The following is a 26,029-nucleotide window of genomic DNA, read 5'->3' as shown; positions in this document are numbered from 1 at the left end:
GATTAACTTTATGAGCCTATGTCTGTGTCCTTGTTTGATCCTAAAACAATCCGTAATGATTTCCCTACTCTAAATCAGACAATCAATGGCTACCCTTTGGTTTATTTAGACTCGGCTGCAACAACGCAAAAGCCACAATGCGTGATTGACGCTACTAACAAGTTTTACACCCATCAGAATGCAAATGTTCATCGCGGCCGTCACACCCTTAGTGAGCAAGCTACAACGGCTTATGAGCTAGTACGTCAACGCGTTGCTGATTATTTTCAGGTAAGCGGTAATGAAATTGTCTGGACTAAAGGTGCTACTGAGGCGATTAACTTAGTTGCACATGGCCTAAGAAATACATTAACAACTAACGACACCATCTTAATTAGCCCAATCGAGCATCACGCGAATATTGTGCCATGGCAAGAACTCGCGGCATACACTGGTGCAACGTTAAAAGTGCTGCCACTCAATGACGATGCCACCTTTGATATTAACCAGTGCTGTGACGTGATTAAACTCACAAAGCCTGCGCTTCTAGCTATTACACAAGCCTCAAATGCGCTGGGCAATATTACCGATTTAACTCCGCTGATAACCGCTGCAAAGGCAGTAGATGCGTTAACTTTAGTCGACGGCGCACAAAGCGCTTTGCATTTAAGACCTAATTTAACAAAGCTTGATTGTGATTTTTACGTGTTTTCAGCTCACAAAATGTTGGGGCCAACCGGATTAGGCGGTTTATATGGCCGCTACAGCGCACTTAATGCATTATCACCTTACCAAACAGGTGGTGAAATGATTGAAAAAGTGACCCTAACGCAAAGCACTTATCGTGACGCTCCCGCTAAATTTGAAGCAGGGACGCCAAATATAGCCGGTGTTTTAGGCTTTGGTGCGGCGCTTGAGTATTTAATGGCACTTGATCAGCAAACATTAAAACAATATGAACAACAGTTGTTTATTTATGCAGCGAACGCACTGAATCAAATAGACGGTATTAGTATTTATAGCGACCTAAAATCGAACATTGGTACATTGTGCTTTAATTATAAAAATGAACATCCGTACGATCTGGCAACTTTACTTGACGGCTATGGTGTTGCAGTGCGAAGTGGTCATCATTGTACCCAACCGTTGATGACCCATTTGAAACTAAATGGCTCACTCAGAGCGAGTTTTGCATTTTATAATACAACTAAAGATGTAGACCAATTTATTACTGCGCTTAAAGAATGCATCGCTTTATTAGACTAATTTGGATAAATAATGACTCACGCATACCAACTGGTAAGTAAAAACATTGAAAACAGTGCAAGCTGGCAACAGAAATACCGTGAAATTATGTTGCTTGGTAAAACACTCCCGCCATTAGCCGATATATTAAAAACCGACGATGCGCTTGTGCAAGGTTGTGAAAGTAAAGTGTGGATGTTTGTTGAATTTGATTTGACAGAAAATGCATTGGTTGTGATTGGTGATTCTGATACGCGCATAGTAAAAGGCTTATTGGCGTTAATTTTAGCTCTGTATAACGGTTTAACACCAGAAGAGGTGTTAAACATTAATGCCTATGAAGAATTTGAAAAGCTTGGCTTAATTAGCCACTTAAGCGCTTCTCGCGGCAATGGGGTAAAAGCCATGGTTGAAAAAATACAAACCTTAGCTAAACAAAAAGCGCGTTAAGCGCTTTTTATAACAGTGTGATAAGCAGCCTGTAGTTAAATATTTAAACGTGCACGCTTATCTAAATATTTTCTCACTGCTTTAGCGGCAACAAAGAAGCCAAAACTTCCAGTGATCATCGTCACTGATCCAAAGCCATTATTACAGTCCATATTCATACTGCCATCTGCATTTTGTTTCGCATGGCACACACTGCCATCACTACCGGGATAAACAAGCTGCTCTGTTGAATACACACAGTCAATATTAAATTTACGTTTTGGATTAGAGCTGAAATTATACTGCTTACGCAAAATATAGCGCACCTTTGCAAGCAATGGATCTTGAGTCGTTTTTGCCACATCTCCAAATGTAATTTGACTAGGATCGGTTTGCCCACCTGCACCGCCTGTGGTAATTATAGGCATTTTATTACGCTTACAGTGCGCGATTAACGCCGCTTTTTCTTTTACCGCATCAATGCAGTCAATAACATAATCAAAACCTTGAATATGCTGCTGAATATTTTCTAGTGTTATAAAATCGTCAATAACATTAACTATACACTCAGGATTGATAAGCTCGCAGCGCGCCTTCATGGCATCCACTTTTGCTTCCCCAATCGTGCCTGTTAACGCATGAATTTGACGATTAACATTGGTTGCGCATATATCATCTAAATCTATTAGAGTAATTTTGCCCACGCCGGTGCGCGCTAATGCTTCTGCAGTCCAGCTGCCAACGCCACCTATACCAACAACACAGAAATGTGCCTGTTGTAACCATTCAAATTGCTGTTGACCATATAGTCGTTTAATACCACCAAAGCGGATATCAGTTACTTGTTCACTCATTTACCAATCCAATTTCCAAGGCGTTTGCCAAGAATCAAAATCTTGATGTTTTATTAATTGCGCATATTCCACTCCACACTCTGGCAACAGAGTGTGTTGTATTTGTTCCCCAGCCCACTCAAAGTCCAACGCTAATGCATGCAAATAGGTACGATCAGCGGCACTCCCAGAATAACTAGCATCGCCTAATATAGCGGCACCTATACTCTTTAATGCCACCCTAAGCTGATGGGTTTTTCCCGAATAGGGTTTTAATAGGTAAGCTCTAAAACCGCTTTTAAAGCTAAACGAATAAAAACGCGTAATAGCGGGGTTACTCTGTGAGTTTAATAATTTATACGTGCCACGGCGAGATTTTGCCATGTCACCTTTAACCCAGCCTTGCTTTTTTTTAGGCTTGGTATCACTAACCGCTAGATAAAACTTATTAATCGCATGCTGAGTAAATAATTGCGTAAATTCTGCTGCTGCCGCTTTGCTTCGGGCGAGTATAATCAATCCAGAGGTGACTTTATCTAAACGGTGTACCGCAAATAATTTTTCGTTTAACTGTTGCTCAGCTAGTACCACAAAACCGGGGCCTTCTTCAGAATGAAAATTAAGCCCATGCGGTTTATTTATGATGTAAAAATCATCATGCGTATATTGCACTTTTAATATAGGCGTTTGTGCTATATTCACGCGCTTTTACTTTGAATATGGGCAACCACTTTAGCTAAATCCTCTGGTGTATCGACTCCTGCATGAGGGGTCACTAAAGCTTGTTCTATTTTAATTGCATAACCATGGTATAGCACACGTAACTGCTCTAACGACTCAAGGAGTTCTAATGGCGAAACACTTAATTCAATATATTGCTTTATAAACCCTGCGCGATACGCATAAATACCCACATGGCGTTGAAAAGGGGCTAAGTTAAGTGGTTGCTGCTCAGCCATCATGGCGCTTCTATCAAATGGGATACTCGCTCTTGAAAAGTACAAAGCATTTTTATTGATATCACTGACAACTTTAACCGCATTAGGATTAAACACTTCATCACGCTCTTCAATAGCAACGCTTAAGGTTGCCATTGGTGCCGTTGATTGCGCTAATAATGTTGCCACTTGTGATACGTTATCAGGGGATAACAAAGGTTCATCACCCTGTACATTTACCACGATAGTATCATCGGCTAAATTAAGTAAATCAACCACCTCGGCTAAGCGCTCTGTGCCTGATTGGTGATCTTCACGTGTCATCAAAACATTACTAGTAAAACGTTTAGCAGCATCAAACACTCTTTGATGGTCGGTAGCAATAACCACCTTGCTGGCTCCTGACAAACAGGCTTTTTCATACACATGCTGTATCATTGGTTTGCCACAAATATCAGCGAGCGGTTTACCTGGCAAACGAGTTGAAGCGTAACGCGCAGGGATAACAACTACGAATTCCACTTTTCTACCTCTTCAAGAGTCAATTCACGGGCTTCATTTTCAAGTAGTACCGGAATATCATCACGTACCGGGTAAGCTAGTTTTGCTGCTGTGCTGATCAGCTCTTGGTTTTCTTTATCAAAGCGCAACTTACCTTTACACACAGGGCAAGCAATAATTTCGAGTAATTTTGTATCAAAGGCCATGGTGGATCCCTTTTTCTTTTAATAATAAATTTAATGTGTTTATTACTGCTGCAGTTGGTTGAGCGTCAACCGGCAAGTAATACCAATTTGGCTTGGCAAAGTCACGACACTTAACCGCATCTTTTTCTGTCATTAATATACAATCCTCACCAAATTGAGCAAAGTCATTGGCGGTATAAGCATAATGGTCGCGAAAATGATGTGTTGATAACAACGCTATACCTTGTGCTTTTAATGATGCTTCAAAGCGCTGAGGGTTACCGATTGCACTTACAGCATGCGCTGTTTTTATAGTCGTTTTTATCTCAGTATTATCAGCAACACGTTTAATAATTGATGGCTGCAGGCGATAGCTAAATTCATGTTCAGAACCATTTTCAATGACTAAATCAACACTGTTTAAACGAGAAACCGTTTCGCGAAGTGGTCCTGCTGGCATTAAAAAACCATTACCAAATTTTCTTTCGCTATCAACAATACAACATTCAATACTGCGTGCCATTTTGTAGTGTTGCATGCCATCATCAGAAATAATTACATCAAGCTGAAACTGATGATTGAGCATTTCTATATTCTGCTGTCTATTTGGCCCCACAACTAACGGACATTGTAAACGGTTAAATAAAAGTACCGGCTCATCCCCTGCTTCTAAAGTCGTCGTATTTGCAGTTACTAATAATGGGTAATGGGCTGCTTGCCCACCATAGCCGCGACTAATTAAACCAACGGATAAACCTTGGGCAGTTAAGTGTTCATGCAGCCATAATACAAATGGGGTTTTACCATTGCCGCCAACACTTATATTGCCAACAACAATTACTGGAGTATTACTAACAAATGGCTTAAAAACACCCACTTCGTAGCAGTATTTGCGCACTAGAGCAACACAGCCAAAAATAGCGGACAGTGGTAATAACAATAAGGTAATTAAGCTAAAAGGTTTGTACCAGCTTTGCTCTATTTTACTCACCCCTGCTCACCAAACTGCATTTTACAAAGAGCTGAGTAGGTACCATCGTTAGTCAGTAATTCAGTATGCGTACCACTTTCTATCACTTTACCGTTATCAATCACATAGATACGGTCACTATTTTCAATAGTCGATAGCCTATGAGCGATAACAATGGAGGTTTTATCTTTCATTAATATATCAAGAGCATGTTGGATAAGCTTTTCAGACTCAGTATCCAAGGCCGAGGTTGCTTCATCTAAAATTAAAATAGGTGCATCTTTTAAAATAGCACGGGCAATCGCAATACGTTGACGTTGCCCGCCTGAAAGCATTACCCCATTCTCGCCAACCATAGTGTTAAGTTGCTCTGGTAAGTCTTTTACAAACTCCCAAACATGGGCTTGTTTTGCAACGTCATGAAGCTCTTCTATAGAGATTTCACGTTGTAAACCATAACAAATATTATTGGCAATCGTGTCATTAAATAGCACCACTTGTTGCGACACTAACGCAAATTGACGGCGAAGATCAGTAAGCTTATATTCATTAAGAGCAATGCCATCGAGTAAAATTTCGCTTGGCGCTTCTAAGTCATAATATCGGGGTAACAAGTTAGAAATAGTCGATTTACCCGAGCCAGAGCGGCCAACAAGGGCAATACTCTCACCGGCTTTAATGTTCAGTGATAAATCGTTAAGCACGGCTTCATCCTTGGTTGGGTATTTAAAGGTCACATTTTTCACTTCAATATGCCCTTTTACCTTATCAACCGATAAGGTGCCCGTGTCTTTTTCAATTTCTTCATCTAACACTAAAAAAACACTCTGAGCAGCTGAAATACCTCGCTGTAAGTCGCTGTTTACATTGGCAAGTTGCTTTAATGGGCGTAGTAACATCATCATCGAGGAGATGAGTACCACAAAATCCCCAGAGCTAATGCTGTCTATCATAGAGGGCATCGACACAACCCATAAAATAACAGCCATAGCACTAGCAGCCAAAATTTGAATAATAGAGACACTTAGCGCTTTAGTCGCATCCATCTTGATACGTTGTTGGCGGTTATGATTATTAATTTTAGAAAATTGATCAATTTCTTGTGTTTGCCCACCAAAGCCATGGATCACTTTGTGACCACTGAGCATTTGCTCTGAACTACGGGTAACTTGTCCCATCGCTGACTGAATATTTTTCGAGATATGACGAAAGCGTTTAGACACCACAGCTACTATGATAGCCACAAGCGGGATAATAACTAAAAAGATTAACGACAACTGCCAACTGGTATAAAACATCACAGCGAGTAAAAAAACCACAAAAGCGCCTTCACGCACAACAATAAGCAGTGCTTTGGTGATTGCTTGTTGAACTTGCTCGGTGTCAAAGGTAATTTTAGAAATCAAATCGCCGGTTGAGTTTTTATCGTGAAAGGACACCGGTAAATGTAAAATGTGTTCAAACAATTCTTGGCGCAGCGCCCTCACGACTTGTGAGCCTACATAGCTTAAACAGTAAGATGACATAAAGTTAAATACGCCACGCCCGATAACCAGCGCAATAACCACAAATGGCGCATAAGTAAGTACCTGGCTGTTACGCTCGTTTAAACCTTCATCGATAAACGGCTTCATCAGTTGAATGAATAATGCATCCATACCTGAATAACCTATCATTCCTATAATCGCGACGATGGCAATCGACTTATAAGCGCCAACGTAAGAAACAAGCCGTTTATATATTTGTGTAGTACTTTGTTCCATAACACTCTCTAAAACCAGTAACAGCCCCTATTGTATCCTTAGCAACAGCAAAACAAAACGTCAATCTTTGATAAACCAATAACTTTCCGCCCCTCTTGCGGTACTCAGCTCTAAGTGTTTAGTATAAAAATCAACCCGAATTTGTCCTACATCACCGGTGCTATATTGTTTGGCGTTTATTTTATTGTAACGCTTAACTACCGCTTTACTTGGAAATTGCCACTGGCCTTGATACGCACTTGAATGAATCACAAGTGTTGGGTTTACGGCCTCGATAAACTCGACACTGGAAGAGCTATCACTGCCGTGATGAGGACTTAACAAAACGGTACTTTGTAAATCACGCCCTCGTTTAATTAATTTAGACTCCCTCGCCTTTGATATATCACCAGTGAGAAGCACACTATGGTTGGCACTTGAGATTTTAACGACACAGGAATTATCATTACTGTTATTAAACTCCTCTTTTGCAAAGGTTTGAATACTCAAACCTTGAAAGTCTATCGTTGTTGCTATGCAATCGTTATATACACCACTTGGATGATAATACTCAAAGCTCGTTGCATAACCCGCTTTTTTAAAATGTGCAACGCCTCCAGCATGGTCGTTATCTTGATGGCTTACAATCGAGTTAGTTACTGTTAGGTTATGAGCATTAATATAGGGTAGTAAAACACTAGTGACACGGCTAAAGCGATTAAAATAACTCGGGCCAAAGTCATAAATAAACGCGTGCTTGTCTTTTTCTATCAGTACCATTAAGCCATGGCCCACATCGAATACATTCAGCCGCCAAAGGCTGGTTTGCGTAGAGTAAAGGTTAAAAAGCAAAGTCAAGATCGGAATGTAGGCTAGTAAGCGAAGCTCAATAAAATAAAGTAGAGGAACAACACTATAAAGCGCCACCACGGTGGTCATACTTATCTGTCCGACATTAAGCCAACGTACCTGCTGAGGTATTGCCTGCAGCATTTGGTAAAAATAGGCCAATGGAAAATCATATAATACGATAAATGCGTACCAATCGGTTAATAATCCCAGTAACACACTTAAAAATAAAGCAGGCATTAATACAAAAGATAAAACGGGAATAGCGACTAGATTTAAAACTAAACCCGCTAAACTCACACCATTAAAAAAGTATAATGACAAGGGTAATAAGCCAATAAATAATCCCAGTTGAATAATAAATAATGTTCGTATATTGGCTAGTAATGAGTTACCCCGAAGCGGAAATTGCTTTAAAACAATAAAAATAATACATACTGCTAAAAACGAAAAGTAAAGCCCTGGGTTTAATACACTAAATGGGTTAATCGCTAAAATAATGACCAGTGCGAATAAAATACTGCGCCACCTCAATGACTGCTTTGCCAAATAATAAAGTAGCAAATAACAGCCCAACATAATTAAAGCGCGGGTTGCAGAAATGATAAAATTACTTAAATAAACATAAATAAAAGCTACAACAAAACCAACAGCGCTATAAACAATAGAAACATTTAATGCTTGATTTAGTTCAGGTTTAACCAACTTAAGACAAAACCGTGTGACAAAATAACAAAAACCAAACACTAGAGAGATATGTAACCCAGAAATGGCTAATAAATGACTTAACCCAAGACTTTGCATTAACTCTTTATGCTCGAATGTCATTAAAGACTTATCGCCAGTTAACAATGTATAATAGAGCCAATTAAGCTCAGCATTATTTACCAACTTTTTGACATAAACTCTATAGGCTGAAACGGCATTACTTTTTTGAGAGCTTTTAATATTAAGCTGTTTATTGAGCACCGTACCTTTAAACGCTATCTTTTGTGTAAAAGCATAAAGCTGATTATCAAAAACAGTAAAATTCTTAATGGATCTATAGTTTTTAAGTCTCACTTGAGCATTAAAAGCATCACCAGAATGAATTGGTTGTGCAAAATTGATACTTAATAAGGCATAAGGTGCCCTAAAGTGACTATATTCACTGTCTTCCAAACGCGTTAATTTAACTTTTACATATTGGGGAGGTGTAGCAGAAATAACCTCTTCTACAACAATATCGACTGAATAAGCATATTTTTCGTGCTGTTTAGGTAACTCAAATGAATAAAACAAGATAAAATGTGCTGCTACGCAGCAAATACCGCAAATAAAGCCTAACAATACAGTTAAAAACGGCTTAAAATACGTGCTCACAATGAGGATTGAAATTGTGATAATTGTAAATTCAAGGGTTTGATAATAAAACACGGTAATAACGACACCGACAACAAATCCAAGACTCATCCACACAGACGTAAATGGTTGCTTTAAATGGCTAAAAAAACGATCCAACGGTTTTTACCTGATCCAAATAAAATTAGACATCACAAATCACTAAAAATATTTGGTCGTCTTTTGCATGATGCTAACCTTTGGCATTTAAATCGACGCTCAGCACGCGGTGCTTTTGCCGTTGGACTTTTCTTTGCATTCATCCCTGTTCCTTTTCAAATGGTGCTAGCCGCTGCCGCAGCCATAATCTTAAGAGTTAATTTACCTATATCAGTTGCTTTAGTGTGGATCACTAACCCACTTACAATGCCACCTATCTTTTACGGCTCGTACTTGGTTGGTACATTAGTGCTAAATCAACCTGAGCAACATTTTGCGTTTGAAGCAAGTTGGGCATGGTTTATAGAAAGTTTAACGACAATTGGCCCCGCTTTTTTAGTGGGTTCGCTTGTGTGTGCATCTATTGCCAGTGTTATTGGCTATTTTGGTATTGACTTGATTTGGCGCCGCTCAGTAAGAAAAGCTTGGATATCTAGAAATAACTAGCGCCTACTTCTCCATAAAGGGCTGCTCTTTACCTTAATATAGACAAAAAAAAACCAACTTAACAAGTTGGTTTTTTATAAACGAATAGTATTACCTAGAAACGAAAAACGCGTCTTAATCCAACTAATGGCAGCAATAGTAAACCAAACCATGAGAAACTGGCTGAGCTACGTTCATAAAACTCTGTATCTGGAGCTTTACAGTTTTCAACTTCACCATTAGCAATCGGTGAAAGTTTTACCGCAACAGCAACACTTTCATATTGAATATTGCCATTAATATCAGTTACAACTTCGCCTCGTGAATTTAACTTTTCAACCGTTTTAGTTGCTACACCAAATACCTCATTGTTTTCGTTGATTGATTTCGCTTCTACCATTTTATAACTAAAACTAGTCTCACCATCACTGTCAAAACAAGGTAGTAAACTATTTAAGTTTGTGATTTTGTCATCGCCAATTTTATAAAGAAAGGCTTCTGAGCGTCTTGTGCTGGCTGTATCACCAACCTCACCCTCACCTACGATGTAACCTTGGTTATTAATGTCATTCGCGTATGAGTTTGAGCTAGTAAAATAATCTTCAGGAAATACGGTCGTATTAGTATTTATATTATGATGAAAGAACTTGGCGATTAAACTACCTTCAATACCTTTTGAAGCATAACCAACCACAATGTCATTATCATTTATAGCGAATGCTTTACCAGCTTGCCAATCATCTTGCTGATTTATAAAGTCAACCACTTCACCGTCTTTAAAATAAGTCGGCATAGTTAAAATTGTCGAATCTCTGTCAAAATAACGAGTGTTCGAAAAACCGACCGCTACATCATTTTTATTAACCGCTAATGCATTACTAATAAAAGGATTAGTGTCCTCATCTTCTTCTGGAGTAAGCGCTAAACCCAACAGCTCTGTTGAAGTCACATTATAGGCGCTATCTAGAGTCCATTTAACCGCTGTTTTATTGAATAAACCACGCGTACTTCGACTGTTAAGTGATTCAATACAGGCCATTACCGGCTCATCAAGGCCATCACAATTATCAGTAATTGTGGTTTGTCTCTCAGCAGGAATACTGACCGATACATTACCAACAACAATGTAACCTGTGTCAGTGGCAACAATATCAGATGCTTTACTAGTCCCACCGTGTTCAGTAAATTCTGGAACAAACGGCACTTCAACACCATCTGCAGATATTAAAATCCCACGTTCTATGAAGTCACGGGTAAACCACGTTTCTTCCTCTGTATCGCCATCTGGTGTAAAACTCACTTTATCAAAAGGAGCACTGCCCCAGCCAACAGTCGTTCCGTCTTCTGCAACGCCATTATAAAAATTACTTGTCGAGCGGGTCAGACCGTCGTAATCAACAGAAGCGATATCAAATAAAGGCTGCTCAGTTATTACACCACTATTATAATTTGTAGCAATAATTGAACTGATTTTTTGATACTCAAAGTTAGATGACAAGTTTGATAAAAAACGAACCATAAAAGTATGCGCATCAGCATTAGTGTAAATCGCATCGTTATTTTCTATGTCATCAAGCGTAAAGGTTATTTCTTTGTCAATTTCTTTAAACCTTGCAACTTCCGCGTCGTAAGCACTATTGATTGAACTTTCTGTAAAATCAATATAACTAATATCAATAGGGAGGTTGTATAAGCCATTAGCAACGCCAATGACATGGCCACTTTCACTCACATCAGTAACATATGTATGTTTTGCAGCTTCAAAGTCACCTAATTCGGTTAACTGGTACGTTGCACTCAATGCTGATGTACTCAGTGTAGCCAAAACACTGGCCGCGAGTAATTTATATTTCATTTTATTCCTTACTACTGATTCTTTAATTCTTCAAGTTCTTCCCAACGCTCAAAAGCGGCTTCAAGGTCAGACTCAAGTTGGGCTAAATGGTTCAATTCCTTGGCTGTTATATCACTGTCTTGCTTGAAAAAGTCTTCGTGACTTACTCGTTCTTGTTGTTTTTCAAGCTCAGCTTCAAGTTGCTCCATTTTATTAGGTAGTTGCTCTAGTTCAAGTTTTAATTTGTAAGAGAGTTTATTTGCTTTGTTATTGCTTTTAACTGGCGTTGGCTCTGTTTTTTCAACTTTTTTGACTGGCTGCTTTTGCAACTCTTTGTTCTGCTCCGCCAAATAGTTGGTATACGCTTCATAATCACTGTAGCCACCAACTATATCAGTGACTTTGCCGTTACCTTCAAATGCCCAAACACTCGAACAGGTATTATCAATAAACTCTCGGTCGTGGCTTACTATAAGCACAGTACCTTGATATTGGTTAATAATATCCTCAAGGAGCTCTAATGTTTCTATATCTAAGTCATTGGTAGGCTCATCGAGCACTAATATATTTGAAGGTTTCAAAAATAACTTGGCTAATAACAACCTGTTTTTCTCACCACCTGAAAGTGCTTTTACCGGTGTACGAGCACGTGCTGGCGGAAATAAAAAGTCTTGTAAATAGCCTAACACGTGACGTGAGCGTCCGCCCATCATCACTTCTTGCTTACCTTCAGCAACGTTATCTTGAACGGTTGCTTCTTCATCAAGCTTCTCACGGTACTGATCGAAATATGCAAACTCTAAGTTAACACCTTGCTTTATTTCACCACTGTCTGCTTTTAAATCACCAAACAACAATTTTAATAGCGTTGTTTTACCAATACCATTAGGCCCCACCAAACCAATACGATCGCCACGCATCACTAAGGTAGAGAAATCATCTGCTATCACTTTGTCTTTAAATGCATGATTTAGGTGTTTAGCTTCAAATACTAGTTTACCTGAACGATCAGCTGTTTCGATATTGAAATCAGTTTTACCTACTTGTTCCACACGTTGTTTACGTTCATTACGTAATTGTTTCAGCTCACGAACACGGCCTTCATTACGGGTTCGACGAGCTTTAACACCTTGGCGGATCCACGCTTCTTCTTCCGCTAAGCGTTTATCAAACAATGCATTTTGTGTTTCTTCTACTTTTAAATCATGCGCTTTTTGTTCTAAGTAAGTGGCATAATCACCAGGATAAGAAATTAGCTTACCGCGATCTAAATCTAAAATACGTGTAGCAACAGCTCGAATAAATGCACGGTCATGAGATATAAATACAATGCCGCCTTTAAATTCTTTTAGGAATTGCTCTAACCACATTACACTTGTCATATCCAAGTGGTTAGTAGGCTCATCGAGCAGTAATAAATCAGGCTCACTCACTAAAGCGCGCGCTAATGCAACTTTACGTAACCAACCACCAGAAAGCGACTCAAGTTTCGCATCAGGAGTTAGCTCTAATTGAGTAAGTACAAGCTGAATTCGGCTATCAAAACGCCAGCCATCTGCCGCCTCTAATTTATTAGACAAACGCTCTAATTTATTTAATAGTTGATCAGTGCAATCTGTTTGCAGTTGTGTGCTTACATGATGAAAATCAATCAGTAAGTTAGCAATTTCGGGCATACCTTGGGCAACATAATCAAATACAGTGCCACTTGCCCCTTTAGGCGGATCTTGCTCTAAACGCGATATTTTTAAACTACCAACTTGGTTTATTTCGCCATCATCAAGTATTACTTGACCGTCGAGTACTTTTAAAAGCGTTGATTTACCTGCACCATTGCGACCTACAATACACACACGTTCGCCACTTTCGATTACTGCATCTGCATTATCAAGTAATGGGTGTGTACCGTAAGCTAATTGTGCTTTTGAAATTCTAATTAAATCCATAGTTAATCTTTACTCTTATTCTGCTTGCGCTAAAAACTGCTGCGCCTGAGGTGCAGTAAAAGGCCAAAATAATTGTTGGCCTTGTTGATTTTTTAAAACCGGAATGCTTATTTGATACTCTAAAATTAATGCGTCATCGCTCATAATATCAATAAGTTGTAATTCATCGGTTGATGAAAGTAACGGTTTTAACAGCTGCTCTGCTTGCTCGCACAAGTGGCAGCCGTCGGTGTGATATAAAATCCACTTAGCCATGTTTAATTAACCAGCTATTATGAATTTTTTTATTGCGTTTAAAGTCAGGAGATAAGGTTTTTTCAGAAATATTTTCTGCTTTTAACCCTAACCCCATCAAGCCAACTTCATCCATTACAAAACCGCGTTTATTATTAGAGAATATTAGCGTACCCGATGGGCTCAATATTTTTTTAACCCAAGTTAACAGCTTAATGTGGTCGTTTTGCACATCAAACGCGTCTTTCATTCGTTTAGAATTTGAAAAAGTAGGCGGATCTAAAAAGATCAGGTCATACTGCCCTTGTGCATACTCTAGCCATTTTAAACAATCTGCTTGCTCAAAACGATAACGCGTATTGCTAATATCGTTAAGCGCAAAGTTATCTTGACCCCACTTTAAATAGGTTTTAGACAAATCAACGGTTGTAATCGCTTTTGCGCCACCAATGGCTGCATGTACTGAAGCGGTTCCTGTATATGCAAACAAGTTTAAAAAGCGCTTATCTTTAGCATTTTCTTGAATGTAACGACGCGCAAGGCGGTGATCTAAAAATAGCCCTGTATCTAAGTAATCAAATAAGTTAACTTTAAACTTAGCACCAAACTCTTCTACTACCATGGTTCTATTTTGCTTTGCCATGGGTGTATATTGCTCTTCACCTTTTTGTTTTTTACGTACTTTTACAGCAATATTTTCAGGTGCAATATCAAGTTGTTGTGCTGTTAAGCTAATAACATCTTGTAAACGCTTCTCTGAAGTTTTTTCATCAATCTCTTTCGGTGCAGCGTATTCAAAAATAACCGCCGAGTCACCATAAATATCAACCGCAACGTTGTATTCAGGAATATCTGCATCGTAAACACGATACGCATGGACTTGATTTTGCTTAAGCCAATTTTTTAAACCTTGCTTGTTCTTTTTCAGGCGATTAGCAAACGCCATCGAGCCTTCGAAGTTTAAAGCGGGTTTGTCATCAGAGGTAAGGCTGACTTGCTTGTCATCAAGTTGATACAGGTTTAATTCAACATCAAGGGGGCCATTTTTAAATTTATAGCGTTTTTGCTTCACTAATTTAAGTAATTTAAACAGGCTTTCATCCATGCCCAGTAGAGCGAGTTTCCAATGATTAAAGTGCTTTTTAAAACCAACACCTAGACTACGATGCAGGTTTACAAGTTCAGCCATAGAACCAATACGCTCACCATAAGGCAAGTTAGAAATAACAACACCCGGCAATTTTGCAACGCTCGTCAGTTTTGTCGCATCGCTTTGCTTAAATTTAATCACCGTATCAAGCTCAGCACGCTGCGCATTAGCAATCGCTTTATCAAGTACTTGTGCATCGTAATCATGGCCAATTAACCATAATTTAGGGTCGGTGATATTCGCTAAAAGTTGCTCTTTAAGTTCTTTGAATTTTGCCACTCTAAAGCTGGGTAAACGCTCAAACGCAAATCCTTCACGGAATAATCCAGGCGCTTCATTACGTGCCATTCCAGCCGCTTCTATTAAAATAGTGCCGGCACCACAACATGGATCGAATAGTGGTTGATTGACATTTTCAAGCCAGCCACTACGTTTTATTATTGCCGCAGCTAAATGCTCTTTTATGGGTGCTTTGCCTTGACCTTGACGGTAACCACGCTCTGATAAACGCGGCCCTGAGTAATCAATATACAGTGAAACGCCATGACGATTTAAACGTGCAACCACTCGCACATTGGCATCTTGCTTATCTACATTTGGTCGCTGTTCAAATAAATCGTTAAAGTAATCAACAATCGCATCTTTAATTACTAAACCAGAAAACTGGGTATTTTTAAGTGAATCGTTTGTGCCATTAAAATCAACAGCAAAAGTTTGTGTTGGGCCAAACCATTCTTGCCAAGGTTGTAAGCGTGCAAATTTGTACAAGCTGTCTTTGTCATTTACGCCTTCTTTTTCTTCAATAAGCATAAGTACACGCGTAGCAAAGCGTGTAGTTAAACACACTTTTTGCGCTAGCAATGAGTCAGCCTCAAAGCGAACAGAACCCACAGTTTGCTTTGACACCGTAGCGCCAAGTTCTGTAAGTTCATCAACCAATAAATTTTCGATTCCGATAGAAGTAAGTGCGATAAATTGCAAAGTAAAAACCCTTAATAGCTAATTGCGCGGGATTATAACATAGGTTTGCGTACAAATACGCCTTAAACAAGCCTCAAAGACTAAATTAGGCTAAGCTGTTTGGCTATCGTACTGTGAGGTAATTAAGGGGTGAACTCGGTTGTTTAAAACGCGGATAACTTCAAACTGGGCAAGTGATAGATTGTCATCTAGTGCAAAGGTTTCGCTTAAATTAATGCACACAGAAGCATCTGGACAATGCTCTATAATTAAAAACTCGCCAGTTTGTGATTCTGAGCTTAAATTAATAACCGCTTCAGTACTAGGTGTACTACCAGTATACGGTTTAAAAAACCAACTTTTTGCCAACACTGGTTTTAATTGAAATTTAACTGCCGTTGCATTGAGCGCTATTTGGCATAACTGGGCAGGATTCCATAAATTGAACTGCGCAAGGTAATAATAAACTTGCTCATAAAAGGCTGCATCTTCAAGGCTGAAGTATGGGTTTTTAAAAGCACAATCGGTGAGCTGTCTAAGCTTATAAGGTGTACAAAGTTGCATATCGTCATTTAAATCAAGCAGTAAGCGGTTTTTTTCAGTACACGCTATCCACTGCCATTGCTTTGACGCTTGTAACATTTGCTCCTCCCTACTTAGTACTTTAAAAAATAAAATAAGACAATAAGCTTAGAGTATAGCTGCTTTTGACCATTTTTAAAACGTCTTTTTAGAACATTTATCGAACGATCAAAAGCTTACATAACTGATCCTTATAAGTCGTTAATGATCGACTTGACCAATTGTGGTCCTTTGTATATGAAACCGGTATAAACTTGAACTAAATCTGCACCCGCATCAAACTTTTCTTTTGCTGATTGAGCATCATCAATCCCCCCCACACCAATAATAGGTAACTGATTGTTTGTTAAACGCTTAAGTTCAGAAACAACATGGGTGGAACGCTCCCTAACTGGCGCTCCTGATAAACCGCCTGCCTCATCAGCATACTGCTGACCTTGCACTAAGCTACGCTCTAAGGTGGTATTTGTGGCTATAACACCATCAATTTTATTATTTAACAGTGACTCGCTCACTTGTTCAATTTGAATTGGATCTAAGTCTGGCGCAATTTTCACCAACATAGGCACATGCTTATTATGCTTGGCAATTAAATCAAGCTGTTCGTTTTTCAAGCTTTGTAATAAGTCATCTAATGCTGCGCCATATTGCAGGTCTCGTAAGCCTGGGGTATTGGGTGATGAAATGTTTACAGTGATGTATGATGCATGCTCAAACACTTTACGCATACAGTGAATGTAATCATCTTTGCCCTGCTCATTTGGTGTATCTTTATTTTTACCAATATTGATACCTAAAATACCATCGTATTTAGCTGCTTTAACATTGTTAACTAAATTATCAACACCTTTGTTATTAAAGCCCATACGATTAATAATCGCATTTGACTGCGGCAACCTGAATATCCGCGGCTTATCGTTCCCCGCTTGAGGACGCGGTGTTACTGTACCCACTTCTACAAAGCCAAAACCCATTTGAGCGAATGCCTCAATACACTCCGCATTTTTATCAAGACCAGCAGCAAGCCCTACTGGATTTTTAAATTCGAGGCCTAAAAAGTTCACTGGTTTATTTGCCACGCTTTGTGACCATGCAGCACTTAATGGCGTGTTAGCAAAGCGACGTAAGTTATTAAGAGCAAAATCATGGGCCCACTCCGCATCACGGGTAAACATAAAACGGCGAGCTAAATCGTAGAACATGAATATAATCCTCTTAAAATTGTAGACAAAAAAATACCTCAGACAAGGCTGAGGTATTATATAACAAAAACTGTTTAACGATTAGTTTTAATCAATAGCAGTTTGTTACTTTGCTGATGTATCACAGTTGTGACCAAGTAACATGAGCTCTCTTAATGCCACTGAGAACTTAGCAAAATCATGGCTCTGTGACGTTTTAAACTCTGTCAACATTTGCTTCCAACGTTGAAGTAACAGATCTTGACTGTCCATCCATTGCTCAATTTGGCCGTCTACATCGCTGTTTTCACCTTCAAAGCTGTTTAATACAACTTCTGATAAGGTGCGTTGCTGCCAATCTAACTCTTCACGATATGACGCACGCGCTAATGCCTGCCAATGGTTAGAAACCGGTTGATTAGTAATTTGATCTAAGAACCAATGTAGTCCCATTTGCGCACCTAATTTAAAGTAAGTGTGCGACACCATATCGATTTTACGATTCGAGTTTTGAGCAATTTGCGTTAAATCCATTACCGAGAACAAGCTTGATAACGACACAATGCGCTGTGCGATATCTGTAGGTACACCGCTTTGTGTTAGTTCTTCACGGGCACTTACAATACGATCGCTTTCTGTTTTAACGATGTATTTAGTTAAGTTTTCACTTAAATCGGCAAATGTTGGTGAGAAAATCTCAATCGCTTGCTCAATTGACTGTGCTTTGGTGCGATGACGAAGGAACCAACGTGTTGCACGACGAACAGTACGACGTAATTGGTATAACATTTCTGTTTGTACGCTCGATGGAATCTTATTATCTAAATCACTAATAGATAACCATGTTTCACGCATTTGGAAAATTTCACTCGCGATTGAGTAACACAATGCAATTTCAGCTTCGTTAGCACCGGTTTCTTCATTCATACGCACCATAAAGTTTAAGCCCATATCATTAACAATATTATTTGCTAACTTAGTGGCAATAATCTCTTTGCGTAGTGGATGATTATTCATCGCATCATTAAACTTCTCACGTAATGGGCGCGGGAATGATTTAACTAATAACTGACGGTAATACGGATTCTCTGTAATCTCATCAGTTACCAAAGACTCTTTGAGCACCATTTTCGCGTAAGAAACTAGTACAGATAGCTCAGGACGAGTTAAATCTTTACCTGCAGCGGCGCGCTCTGCCAACTCTTCATCGGTAGGGATAAACTCAATTGCACGGTCTAACTTGCCGTCTTTTTCAAGTGCATGTATGAAGCGAATTTTTTCTTTAAGTGTTGAGGTTCCTTTAGATTGAGTAATCGATAAAGTGTGTGTTTGACGATAACAGTCTTTAAGTACTAATTCAGACACTTCATCAGTCATTGAGTAAAGTAACTCATCACGTTGCTTACGCGTTAAGTCGCCTTCAGCAACTAAACCATTGAGTAAAATTTTAATATTTACTTCGTTATCTGAACACGCAACCCCGCCCACGTTATCGATGAAGTCAGTATTTACACGACCACCTTGAGCTGCAAATTCAATACGACCTAATTGGGTTGCACCTAAGTTACCGCCTTCGCCAAATATTTTAGCACCAAGATCTTTACCGTTAATACGCAACGCATCATTGGCACGGTCCCCTACATCGGCATCCGTTTCTTTCGAATGCTTGATGTAAGTCCCTATACCACCATTCCAAAGTAAATCATGATCCATCATTAATGATGCTTTGATCAATTCATTCGGTGTCATGCTGGCTTTTTTAGTGCCTAACATTTTTTTCATCTCAGGGGTCAGCGTAATCGACTTAGCAGCACGCGAGAAAATACCACCGCCGCTTGAAATTAGCTCTTTATTGTAATCTTCCCATGATGAACGTGGTAAATTAAATAAACGTTCGCGCTCTGGATAAGAAGCCGCTGCATCTGGATTTGGATCAACAAAAATATGTAGATGGTTAAACGCCACTTGCAAACGAATGTGCTTTGATAACAACATACCATTACCAAATACATCACCGGCCATATCCCCGATAGCAACTGCTGTAAAATCTGTGGTTTGACAGTTAATATCCATTTCACGGAAATGACGTTTTACAGACTCCCAAGCGCCACGAGCTGTAATACCCATCTTCTTATGGTCATAACCTACAGAACCACCTGATGCAAACGCATCACCTAGCCAGAAGTTATATTCGTTTGCGATACCATTGGCAATATCAGAGAATGTTGCAGTGCCTTTATCCGCTGCTACTACTAGGTACGCATCGTCTTCATCATGGCGTGTAACATCAACAGCAGGTACAATTTCACCACGGTCAATATTATCTGTGATATCTAATAAACCACGAATGAATATTTTATAACATTCTTGGCCTTCTTTAATAAACGCTTCACGTTCACTAGGTAGTTGTTTACATACAAATCCACCTTTTGAGCCTACCGGCACAATCACGGTATTTTTCACTTGTTGCGCTTTAACTAAGCCAAGTACTTCTGTACGGAAATCTTCACGACGATCTGACCAACGCAATCCACCACGGGCAACTTTACCAAAGCGTAAATGCACACCTTCAACACGTGGAGAATAAACAAATATCTCAAACGCTGGTACAGGTAGTGGGACTTCTGGAATTAAACTTGGCTGAATTTTAAGTGAGATGTAAGACTTAAATTTGCCTTCAGCATCTTTTTGGAAGTAGTTAGTACGTAATGTAGCAACAATCATATCAACGTATAAACGGATAATACGATCATCATCAAGGTTCGCTACGTTTTCTAACTCTGCATAAATTTCTAAGCCTAGTTTTTCAAGTGTTTTAGCACTTGCAGGGCTTTTTACAGAGAACTTTTTAGAGAATAAGTTAACAATTTTAGCGGCAATATGCGGGTAATTTGCAAAGGTACTTTCAATATACGTTTGCGAGAAAGTAACCCCTATTTGGCGCATGTATTTTGCGTATGCACGTAAAATTGATGATTCACGACCCGTTAAACCACCCATTAACACTAGACGGTTAAAGCCATCGTTTTCTAAACGGTTTGCCCATACACTGGTTAATGCAGCGCGAAAACGTGCAGAGATCTTATCAAAATCAGCCATCCCTTTGCTGTCAATTAGCATAGAGAAATCCATGACCCAATTTACGCCACCATCACTAGTTTTAACCGAGTATGGCGTTTCACCTACAACACGTAGACCAAAGTTTTCAAGCATTGGCATAACGTCAGATAAATGAATTGGCTCATCTTTATGGAATAAGCTTAAACGCACAATATTGCTGCTTGCTTCTTCTTGTGGGCGATAGAACAACATTTCTAACTTGTTATCATCGCTTAGCATTTCTAGCTTTTCAATATCGACCACTGCAGCGCTAGGTAATACTTCTTCTTTGTATGAGCGTGCAAAGGCATTGCAATATTTACGGTTTAATTCATTACCACGGGCCTCACCAGCAGATTCAAGTAAGGCTGATTGTAATTTATCTTCCCAAGTACGAGCGGCTTCTATTAGGTTGTTTTCTATGTCTTTCACGTTAAATTCAATATTGTTGTCGGTCACACGAACAGTGTAATGGGTACGCGCCAGTGTAGACTCAGAGAAATAGGTAGTAAATTCGACTTTAACGTCAGAATTAAATGCGTTGGCTAAAATAGCCTGCGTTTCGCGACGAAGCGCTGTGTTATAACGCTCTCGAGGTACATAAACCATGCATGATAAAAAACGACCATATGCATCTTTACGAACAAATAAACGACACATGTCGCGTTCTTGTATTTGCAATACGCCCATGGCAACTTCAAGTAACTCATTCTCTCGAGCTTGAACCAGTTCGTCACGTGGGTAAGTTTCTAATATATTTAATACGGCTTTGTATGCATGTGTCCCTTTAGCGAAGTCACACATATCCATAATACGATTAATTTTACTTTTAAGAACCGGTACATCAGCAGCGCTATTGTTGTAAAAGTTTGATGAAAACAAACCGATGAAACGATCTTCACCAATAACATTGCCTTTGTCATCAAAACGTTTTACACCCACATAATCTATGTAAGCTGGACGGTGAACGCGAGACAATGAATTAGTTTTAGTTAAAATTAATAGGTTGCTACTGCGTGCCTCTTGGCGCGCCACTTCAGGTAACTCAGAAAGCAAACGTGTATGCTCAGCATCAGAGTTTTTCATTAACCCTAAGCTGGTATCCATTTTACCCTTTAATTGATAGTCGCCCTGAACTGGTGAAAGTTCATATTGGCGATAACCCATTAATGTGAAATTGTCTTTCACTAACCAATCTAAAAATTCAACGGTTTCATTTATTTCGTTATCACTTTTATCTTTATGGCTTTTAGGCAAACTTTTGCTTACCGCGATTAATTTTTCGCGAATAGGCTGCCAATCTTCAACCGCAATCGATACATCAACGAGTACTGATTCAAGTTCTTTTTTGAAAGACTCAATAACAGTTGCATCTGTTTGACGGTCAATTTCTATGAAGAATACAGTTTTTGTTGATGTTGATTCTTGCTCTGCTTTTAAGCTTGATAACCCTGATATTTTATCGTTCTTATCACGTTGAATTTTCAGCGGGCTATGAAGAAGTAAATGAGAGGCAATGTTTTCTCGTGTCATGGCCATTCGTACAGAGTCCACTAAAAACGGCATGTCTTTAGCAATGATCTCTACAATGGTATGTGATGACTGCCAGCCATCTTTAGCCACTTCAGGGTTGAAAACGCGAATAACTGCGTCATCTGATGTATTTTTTTCTAGCGAATTCCAAAGGCTGAGTGCAGCACCATATAAGTCACTGTCGTTGCGATTTGCCAAATCCTCTTTAGACATATTGCTGTACAAGGCTTTGGCGAATTTCTCAACGAGTAACACATTATCAGCGCGAACTTTTTTCTGGATAAGCTTACAGACGTTATCTAAAATAACCGAGGCTTGGCCTTCATTTCGTGTCATTGTATGTTCCTTAATCTATCACTGCTAGTTTAGCAGAATATTTGTACAGCCATTTATTAGCGTGGAGTCAGTTAAATTCTAACCCTTTTAAAACTAATAAACAGCCTTTTCGATGAAAACATTTTAAGCATTTCAGCTATTTGGTCATCTATTCACAAAATATAGATATAAATGGCCATTACTGGCCATTTAGGAGCAAATTTATTCACCTTATTTTTTCTGGTCAGTCCAGAGCAAGCTGCCAATTGCAGGTAAAAGTAACACTGCACCCAACATATTTACTAAAAACATGAAGGTAAGCAGAATTCCCATATCAACTTGGAACTTCAAATCAGAAAAAATCCACGTACTAACACCAATTGCTAACGTAATACCGGTAAATAACACCGCACTCCCACGTTCAACTAATGCATTACGATAAGCAATACTCAGTGGCACGTTTTGTTTTAACTGCCCCATCATTGATGACAAAATATAAATACCGTAATCAACACCAATACCTACACCCAAAGCAATTACTGGTAAAGTTGAAACAGTTAGACCAATCTCAAGTTGTACCATAAGTGCTTGTGCAAGGGTTGATACTATGTACAAAGGTAATACCACTGCAATAGTTGCTTTTACGCTCTTAAAACTTAGTAAGCATAAAATAATCACCGCACCATAAACATAGAGCATCATAGGGATTTGTGCAGCTGAAACAGACTCGTTAGTTGCTGCCATTACACCTACAGGGCCTGATGCCAATTTGAAAGCAAGTTTATCTGTGCCCTCTTCTACAGCAAATTGTTTTACTTTTGCAATAACGTTATCAATAGTTTGTGCTTTGTGATCATCTAAAAATATAATCACGGGCATTACTGAACAATCACCGTTTAATAACCCTGTGCTGGTTTCAACGCGAGAGGTTGACTGCACCAAACTGGCAGAATTGCGCGGCAAACTTTGCCATTTTAAATTGCCCTCGTTATAACCGGCATTAACTGACTGTGCCACTGAACTTAGGCTGACCGCTGATTGTACACCGGCTAAATTTTCAACTTTATATTGAAAGCGTGATATACGCTCCATGACGTCATGCTCGGTACACGCTGCAGGGTAAGCCTCTACAATGACTTTAAGAATATCAGATGAAATTGTGTATTTGTCCGATATTAAGAAAGTATCTTGGTTGTAACGTGCATCTTGGTGCAAGGATGGTGCTCCTGCATGTAAATCACCAATACGCATTTTATCTGCTTGCCAATAGCCCAGTGCAAATAAAACCAAAGTGAAACCAATAATAACTTTTGCTGTTTTTGGATCGGTTGCTTTAACTAATAAATCGCGCATTGCATCAAGTATGTTCGGTTTATTAGCATCACCTGATTGAATATGGATGCTGTTTTCAAAGCGCATATACGATGCCCACACTGGCAACAAAATCAGATTAGTAAATATAATCACTGCCACACCTAAACTCGCTGTAATAGCAAGTTCACGAATAATACCGATATCAATGGTTAATAGGGTTAAAAAGCCAACCGTATCAGATAACAACGCAATCCCGCCAGGCACAAGTAAAGCTCTAAAGCTTGATTGGCAACATATTGTTGTAGACTTACCTTCAGCAACCTTTTTACCAATGGCGTTAATCATCTGCACACCGTGGCTTACGCCAATAGCGAACACTAAAAATGGCACTAAGATAGACATAGGATCAAGACCAAAGCCTAAACTAGAAAGCAATCCTAACTGCCAAATTACCGCAATAATTGAACACACAATCGGTAAAATAGTGAGTTTTAAGCTACCACAAAATAGCCATACCATGACAAAAGTAAACGCAATTGCAATGGCAAAAAATAATACAACCCCTTTTGCGCCCTCGGCTATATCGCCGGCCATTTTTGCAAAACCAATAATATGAATACTGATTTTTTCGGTACTTAGAGGCTCACGAATTTCGCTTTCTAATTTTTTTGCAAAAGCGAGAGTGTCTAATTTTTCTTGTGTTTGCGGATCAGTCTCTAACAGTTGGGCGGTGACCATGGCACACGAATAATCGCTTGCTATCATACGACCCACTACTTTGGCCTTTTCAATGTTCTCTTTAACAATTCCTAAGCCTTGCTTATCGGCTTTAAAGTTGGCTGGTATAATAGGCCCGCCAGCAAAGCCGTCTTCAACAACTTCAACAAAGCGCGCACTAGGTGAAAATATTGAATTTACTAAAGGACGATTTACTCCTGGAATAAAGTAAAGTTGGTCATGTACGGCTTTTAATTGAGTAAAAAATTCAGGATTAAAAATATCACCACTGTCATCACATACTGAAATTAAAATACTATTAGCGCCACCAAACTGTTTCTCATGTTTGGTGTACACCTTCATATAATCATGGTTAAGCGGAATATTTTTATTAAATGACGCGTCGAGCTGAATTTGCGTTGCTTTAAAAACCAATAAACAGGTGATCAACACAAAACTTATGAGCACCACTAAGCGGTGTCTAAAAATCGCTTTTTCTAAAAAATCTAAAATTGCTTGCATTAAGGGGTCAACTCCTTCACTTTAATGCCGTTTTCTGTTGTCATGATCAGTTTATCTTTAACAATCACGCCATCAAGAATCGCTTTACCATCAGCCAACTGCTCGTAAGACAACACATCATCTTTAAGCTGAAAAATAACACCGCTATTAGCCAATAATAGCCATTGTTTATTGTTATAATTAATGATGCTATTTACAGTAGCTGTTTTATCATTGTCTAAGTGCTGCCACTGCTGACTATCGGTTTTATTTATAAAAATATTACCGCGTAACCCTGCAACAATTTGTTGCGATGAATCTGAAGCAAAACCAAAAAATGAACCAGGGTAAATCTCATCTAAACGTTGCCATGTTTGGCCATCGTCATCACTTTTTGCCATTAAGCCCATCTCACCGACCAGCATTAAACCCGAACTAGTCGGTTCAATGCGATTAAAGTGAGGTAATATAGACGAGGTTTCTATTTCGTAACCCTCAGGATCTGTTTGTTTTAAGTCATTCAAATAATCTCTATCTTCACTAAATAACAGCGAATCTAAAAAGCGTTTTTGCCAATGTTTTCCGCCATCACTTGTTTGATAAAACATACCGTAAGCGCCAACAGCATAGCCATTTAAGTCATCTTTAAAATAAATATCTAGACAGGGTTTATCTAAGCTTGGTTTTGCTTGTTGTAACTGCCAATTTTCACCACCATCGGTGGTATTAATAATTGTGGCGTCATGTCCACATGCCCAGCCATTAGAATCATTAGTAAATTCAACCGCTGTTAGTAATACTTGTGTAGGTACTGATTTCGCTTGTTGCCAATCGCTACCATCAATACTTTTAATGACCGTCCCATGTTTACCTACAGCAATAAGCCCAGCTGAAGTTTGGGTAATATCGGTAAGGAGTGTTTTATCTGCATTAATTGCGCTAATCGCACTTTGAGGTGCGTCTTGTGCAAAACTCGCACCGCTTAGGATCAGGCTGGCATAGACCAAATACTTCATAAATTTAATTC

19 protein-coding genes are annotated in these 26,029 nt (G+C 39.1%); 3 read left to right on the top strand and 16 right to left on the bottom strand.

Annotated elements, in window-relative coordinates; genetic code table 11:
* Positions 1-18 precede the first annotated feature (18 nt).
* Positions 19-1,245 carry an aminotransferase class V-fold PLP-dependent enzyme gene (locus ACZ5WS_RS11265; RefSeq protein WP_464708666.1) on the top strand — a complete coding sequence of 409 codons (1,227 nt, stop codon included), beginning with the start codon at positions 19-21 and terminating at the stop codon, positions 1,243-1,245.
* Positions 1,246-1,257: 12 nt separating this feature from the next.
* Positions 1,258-1,674 carry a SufE family protein gene (locus tag ACZ5WS_RS11260; protein WP_198523224.1) on the top strand — a complete coding sequence of 139 codons (417 nt, stop codon included), beginning with the start codon at positions 1,258-1,260 and terminating at the stop codon, positions 1,672-1,674.
* A 35-nt stretch (positions 1,675-1,709) separates the two neighbouring features.
* On the opposite strand, the gene tcdA is transcribed toward ACZ5WS_RS11260, so the two are convergent.
* Genes tcdA through ACZ5WS_RS11225 form a run of 7 tightly spaced genes read right to left on the bottom strand, consistent with a single transcriptional unit; the run spans position 1,710 to position 9,171 of the window.
* Positions 1,710-2,507 carry a tRNA cyclic N6-threonylcarbamoyladenosine(37) synthase TcdA gene (tcdA, locus tag ACZ5WS_RS11255; RefSeq protein WP_464708665.1) on the bottom strand — a complete coding sequence of 266 codons (798 nt, stop codon included), beginning with the start codon at positions 2,505-2,507 and terminating at the stop codon, positions 1,710-1,712.
* Complete coding sequence (locus ACZ5WS_RS11250; protein WP_464708664.1) at positions 2,508-3,188, bottom strand: TIGR01621 family pseudouridine synthase; 681 nt, start codon at positions 3,186-3,188, stop codon at positions 2,508-2,510.
* Positions 3,185-3,946 (bottom strand): 3-deoxy-manno-octulosonate cytidylyltransferase, encoded by a 762-nt coding sequence (gene kdsB / locus ACZ5WS_RS11245; protein WP_109874597.1) that lies wholly within the window; start codon positions 3,944-3,946, stop codon positions 3,185-3,187. Before kdsB ends, ACZ5WS_RS11250 begins: the two co-directional genes overlap by 4 nt.
* Positions 3,934-4,131 (bottom strand): Trm112 family protein, encoded by a 198-nt coding sequence (locus ACZ5WS_RS11240; RefSeq protein WP_010390133.1) that lies wholly within the window; start codon positions 4,129-4,131, stop codon positions 3,934-3,936. Before ACZ5WS_RS11240 ends, kdsB begins: the two co-directional genes overlap by 13 nt.
* Positions 4,121-5,101, bottom strand: a complete 981-nt coding sequence (gene lpxK, locus ACZ5WS_RS11235) for a tetraacyldisaccharide 4'-kinase (RefSeq protein ID WP_464708663.1) — start codon at positions 5,099-5,101, stop codon at positions 4,121-4,123. The genes ACZ5WS_RS11240 and lpxK overlap by 11 nt, the downstream gene beginning before the upstream one ends.
* Positions 5,098-6,843, bottom strand: a complete 1,746-nt coding sequence (msbA, locus tag ACZ5WS_RS11230; RefSeq protein ID WP_464708662.1) for a lipid A export permease/ATP-binding protein MsbA — start codon at positions 6,841-6,843, stop codon at positions 5,098-5,100. The genes lpxK and msbA overlap by 4 nt, the downstream gene beginning before the upstream one ends.
* Before the next feature lie 60 nt (positions 6,844-6,903).
* Complete coding sequence (locus ACZ5WS_RS11225) at positions 6,904-9,171, bottom strand: DNA internalization-related competence protein ComEC/Rec2 (protein WP_464708661.1); 2,268 nt, start codon at positions 9,169-9,171, stop codon at positions 6,904-6,906.
* Here ACZ5WS_RS11225 and ACZ5WS_RS11220 point away from each other — a divergent pair.
* The gene (locus tag ACZ5WS_RS11220) at positions 9,151-9,657 is read left to right on the top strand and encodes a DUF2062 domain-containing protein (RefSeq protein WP_138606077.1); all 507 of its coding nucleotides are present in this window, start codon (positions 9,151-9,153) and stop codon (positions 9,655-9,657) included. The two genes, ACZ5WS_RS11225 and ACZ5WS_RS11220, sit on opposite strands and share 21 nt — an antisense overlap.
* A 94-nt stretch (positions 9,658-9,751) precedes the next feature.
* On the opposite strand, the gene ACZ5WS_RS11215 is transcribed toward ACZ5WS_RS11220, so the two are convergent.
* The 9 genes from ACZ5WS_RS11215 to ACZ5WS_RS11175 form a co-directional block, all read right to left on the bottom strand.
* A complete protein-coding gene (locus ACZ5WS_RS11215) occupies positions 9,752-11,491 on the bottom strand; it encodes a DUF3466 family protein (protein ID WP_464708660.1) in 1,740 nt (579 codons plus the stop codon).
* 11 nt (positions 11,492-11,502) lie between these two features.
* Positions 11,503-13,416 carry an ATP-binding cassette ATPase Uup gene (gene uup / locus ACZ5WS_RS11210; RefSeq protein ID WP_178956141.1) on the bottom strand — a complete coding sequence of 638 codons (1,914 nt, stop codon included), beginning with the start codon at positions 13,414-13,416 and terminating at the stop codon, positions 11,503-11,505.
* Positions 13,417-13,431: 15 nt separating this feature from the next.
* A complete protein-coding gene (locus tag ACZ5WS_RS11205; RefSeq protein WP_008112065.1) occupies positions 13,432-13,671 on the bottom strand; it encodes a glutaredoxin family protein in 240 nt (79 codons plus the stop codon).
* Entirely contained in the window at positions 13,664-15,781 is a 2,118-nt protein-coding gene (rlmKL, locus tag ACZ5WS_RS11200) for a bifunctional 23S rRNA (guanine(2069)-N(7))-methyltransferase RlmK/23S rRNA (guanine(2445)-N(2))-methyltransferase RlmL (RefSeq protein ID WP_198523232.1), read from the bottom strand. Before rlmKL ends, ACZ5WS_RS11205 begins: the two co-directional genes overlap by 8 nt.
* Before the next feature lie 90 nt (positions 15,782-15,871).
* Complete coding sequence (locus tag ACZ5WS_RS11195) at positions 15,872-16,402, bottom strand: cell division protein ZapC (RefSeq protein ID WP_198523233.1); 531 nt, start codon at positions 16,400-16,402, stop codon at positions 15,872-15,874.
* Between the two features lie 131 nt (positions 16,403-16,533).
* Positions 16,534-17,544 (bottom strand): quinone-dependent dihydroorotate dehydrogenase, encoded by a 1,011-nt coding sequence (pyrD, locus tag ACZ5WS_RS11190; protein ID WP_464708659.1) that lies wholly within the window; start codon positions 17,542-17,544, stop codon positions 16,534-16,536.
* Between the two features lie 105 nt (positions 17,545-17,649).
* Positions 17,650-22,491 (bottom strand): NAD-glutamate dehydrogenase, encoded by a 4,842-nt coding sequence (locus ACZ5WS_RS11185; RefSeq protein WP_464708658.1) that lies wholly within the window; start codon positions 22,489-22,491, stop codon positions 17,650-17,652.
* Positions 22,492-22,701: 210 nt separating this feature from the next.
* Entirely contained in the window at positions 22,702-25,023 is a 2,322-nt protein-coding gene (locus ACZ5WS_RS11180; protein ID WP_464708657.1) for an efflux RND transporter permease subunit, read from the bottom strand.
* Complete coding sequence (locus ACZ5WS_RS11175) at positions 25,023-26,018, bottom strand: WD40/YVTN/BNR-like repeat-containing protein (RefSeq protein ID WP_178956142.1); 996 nt, start codon at positions 26,016-26,018, stop codon at positions 25,023-25,025. Before ACZ5WS_RS11175 ends, ACZ5WS_RS11180 begins: the two co-directional genes overlap by 1 nt.
* Positions 26,019-26,029 lie beyond the last annotated feature (11 nt).

This window comes from Pseudoalteromonas sp. 11L1, assembly GCF_055397545.1.
The sequence above is the reverse complement of the archived record's forward strand: the minus strand, read 5'-3'. Positions and strand labels throughout refer to the sequence as shown.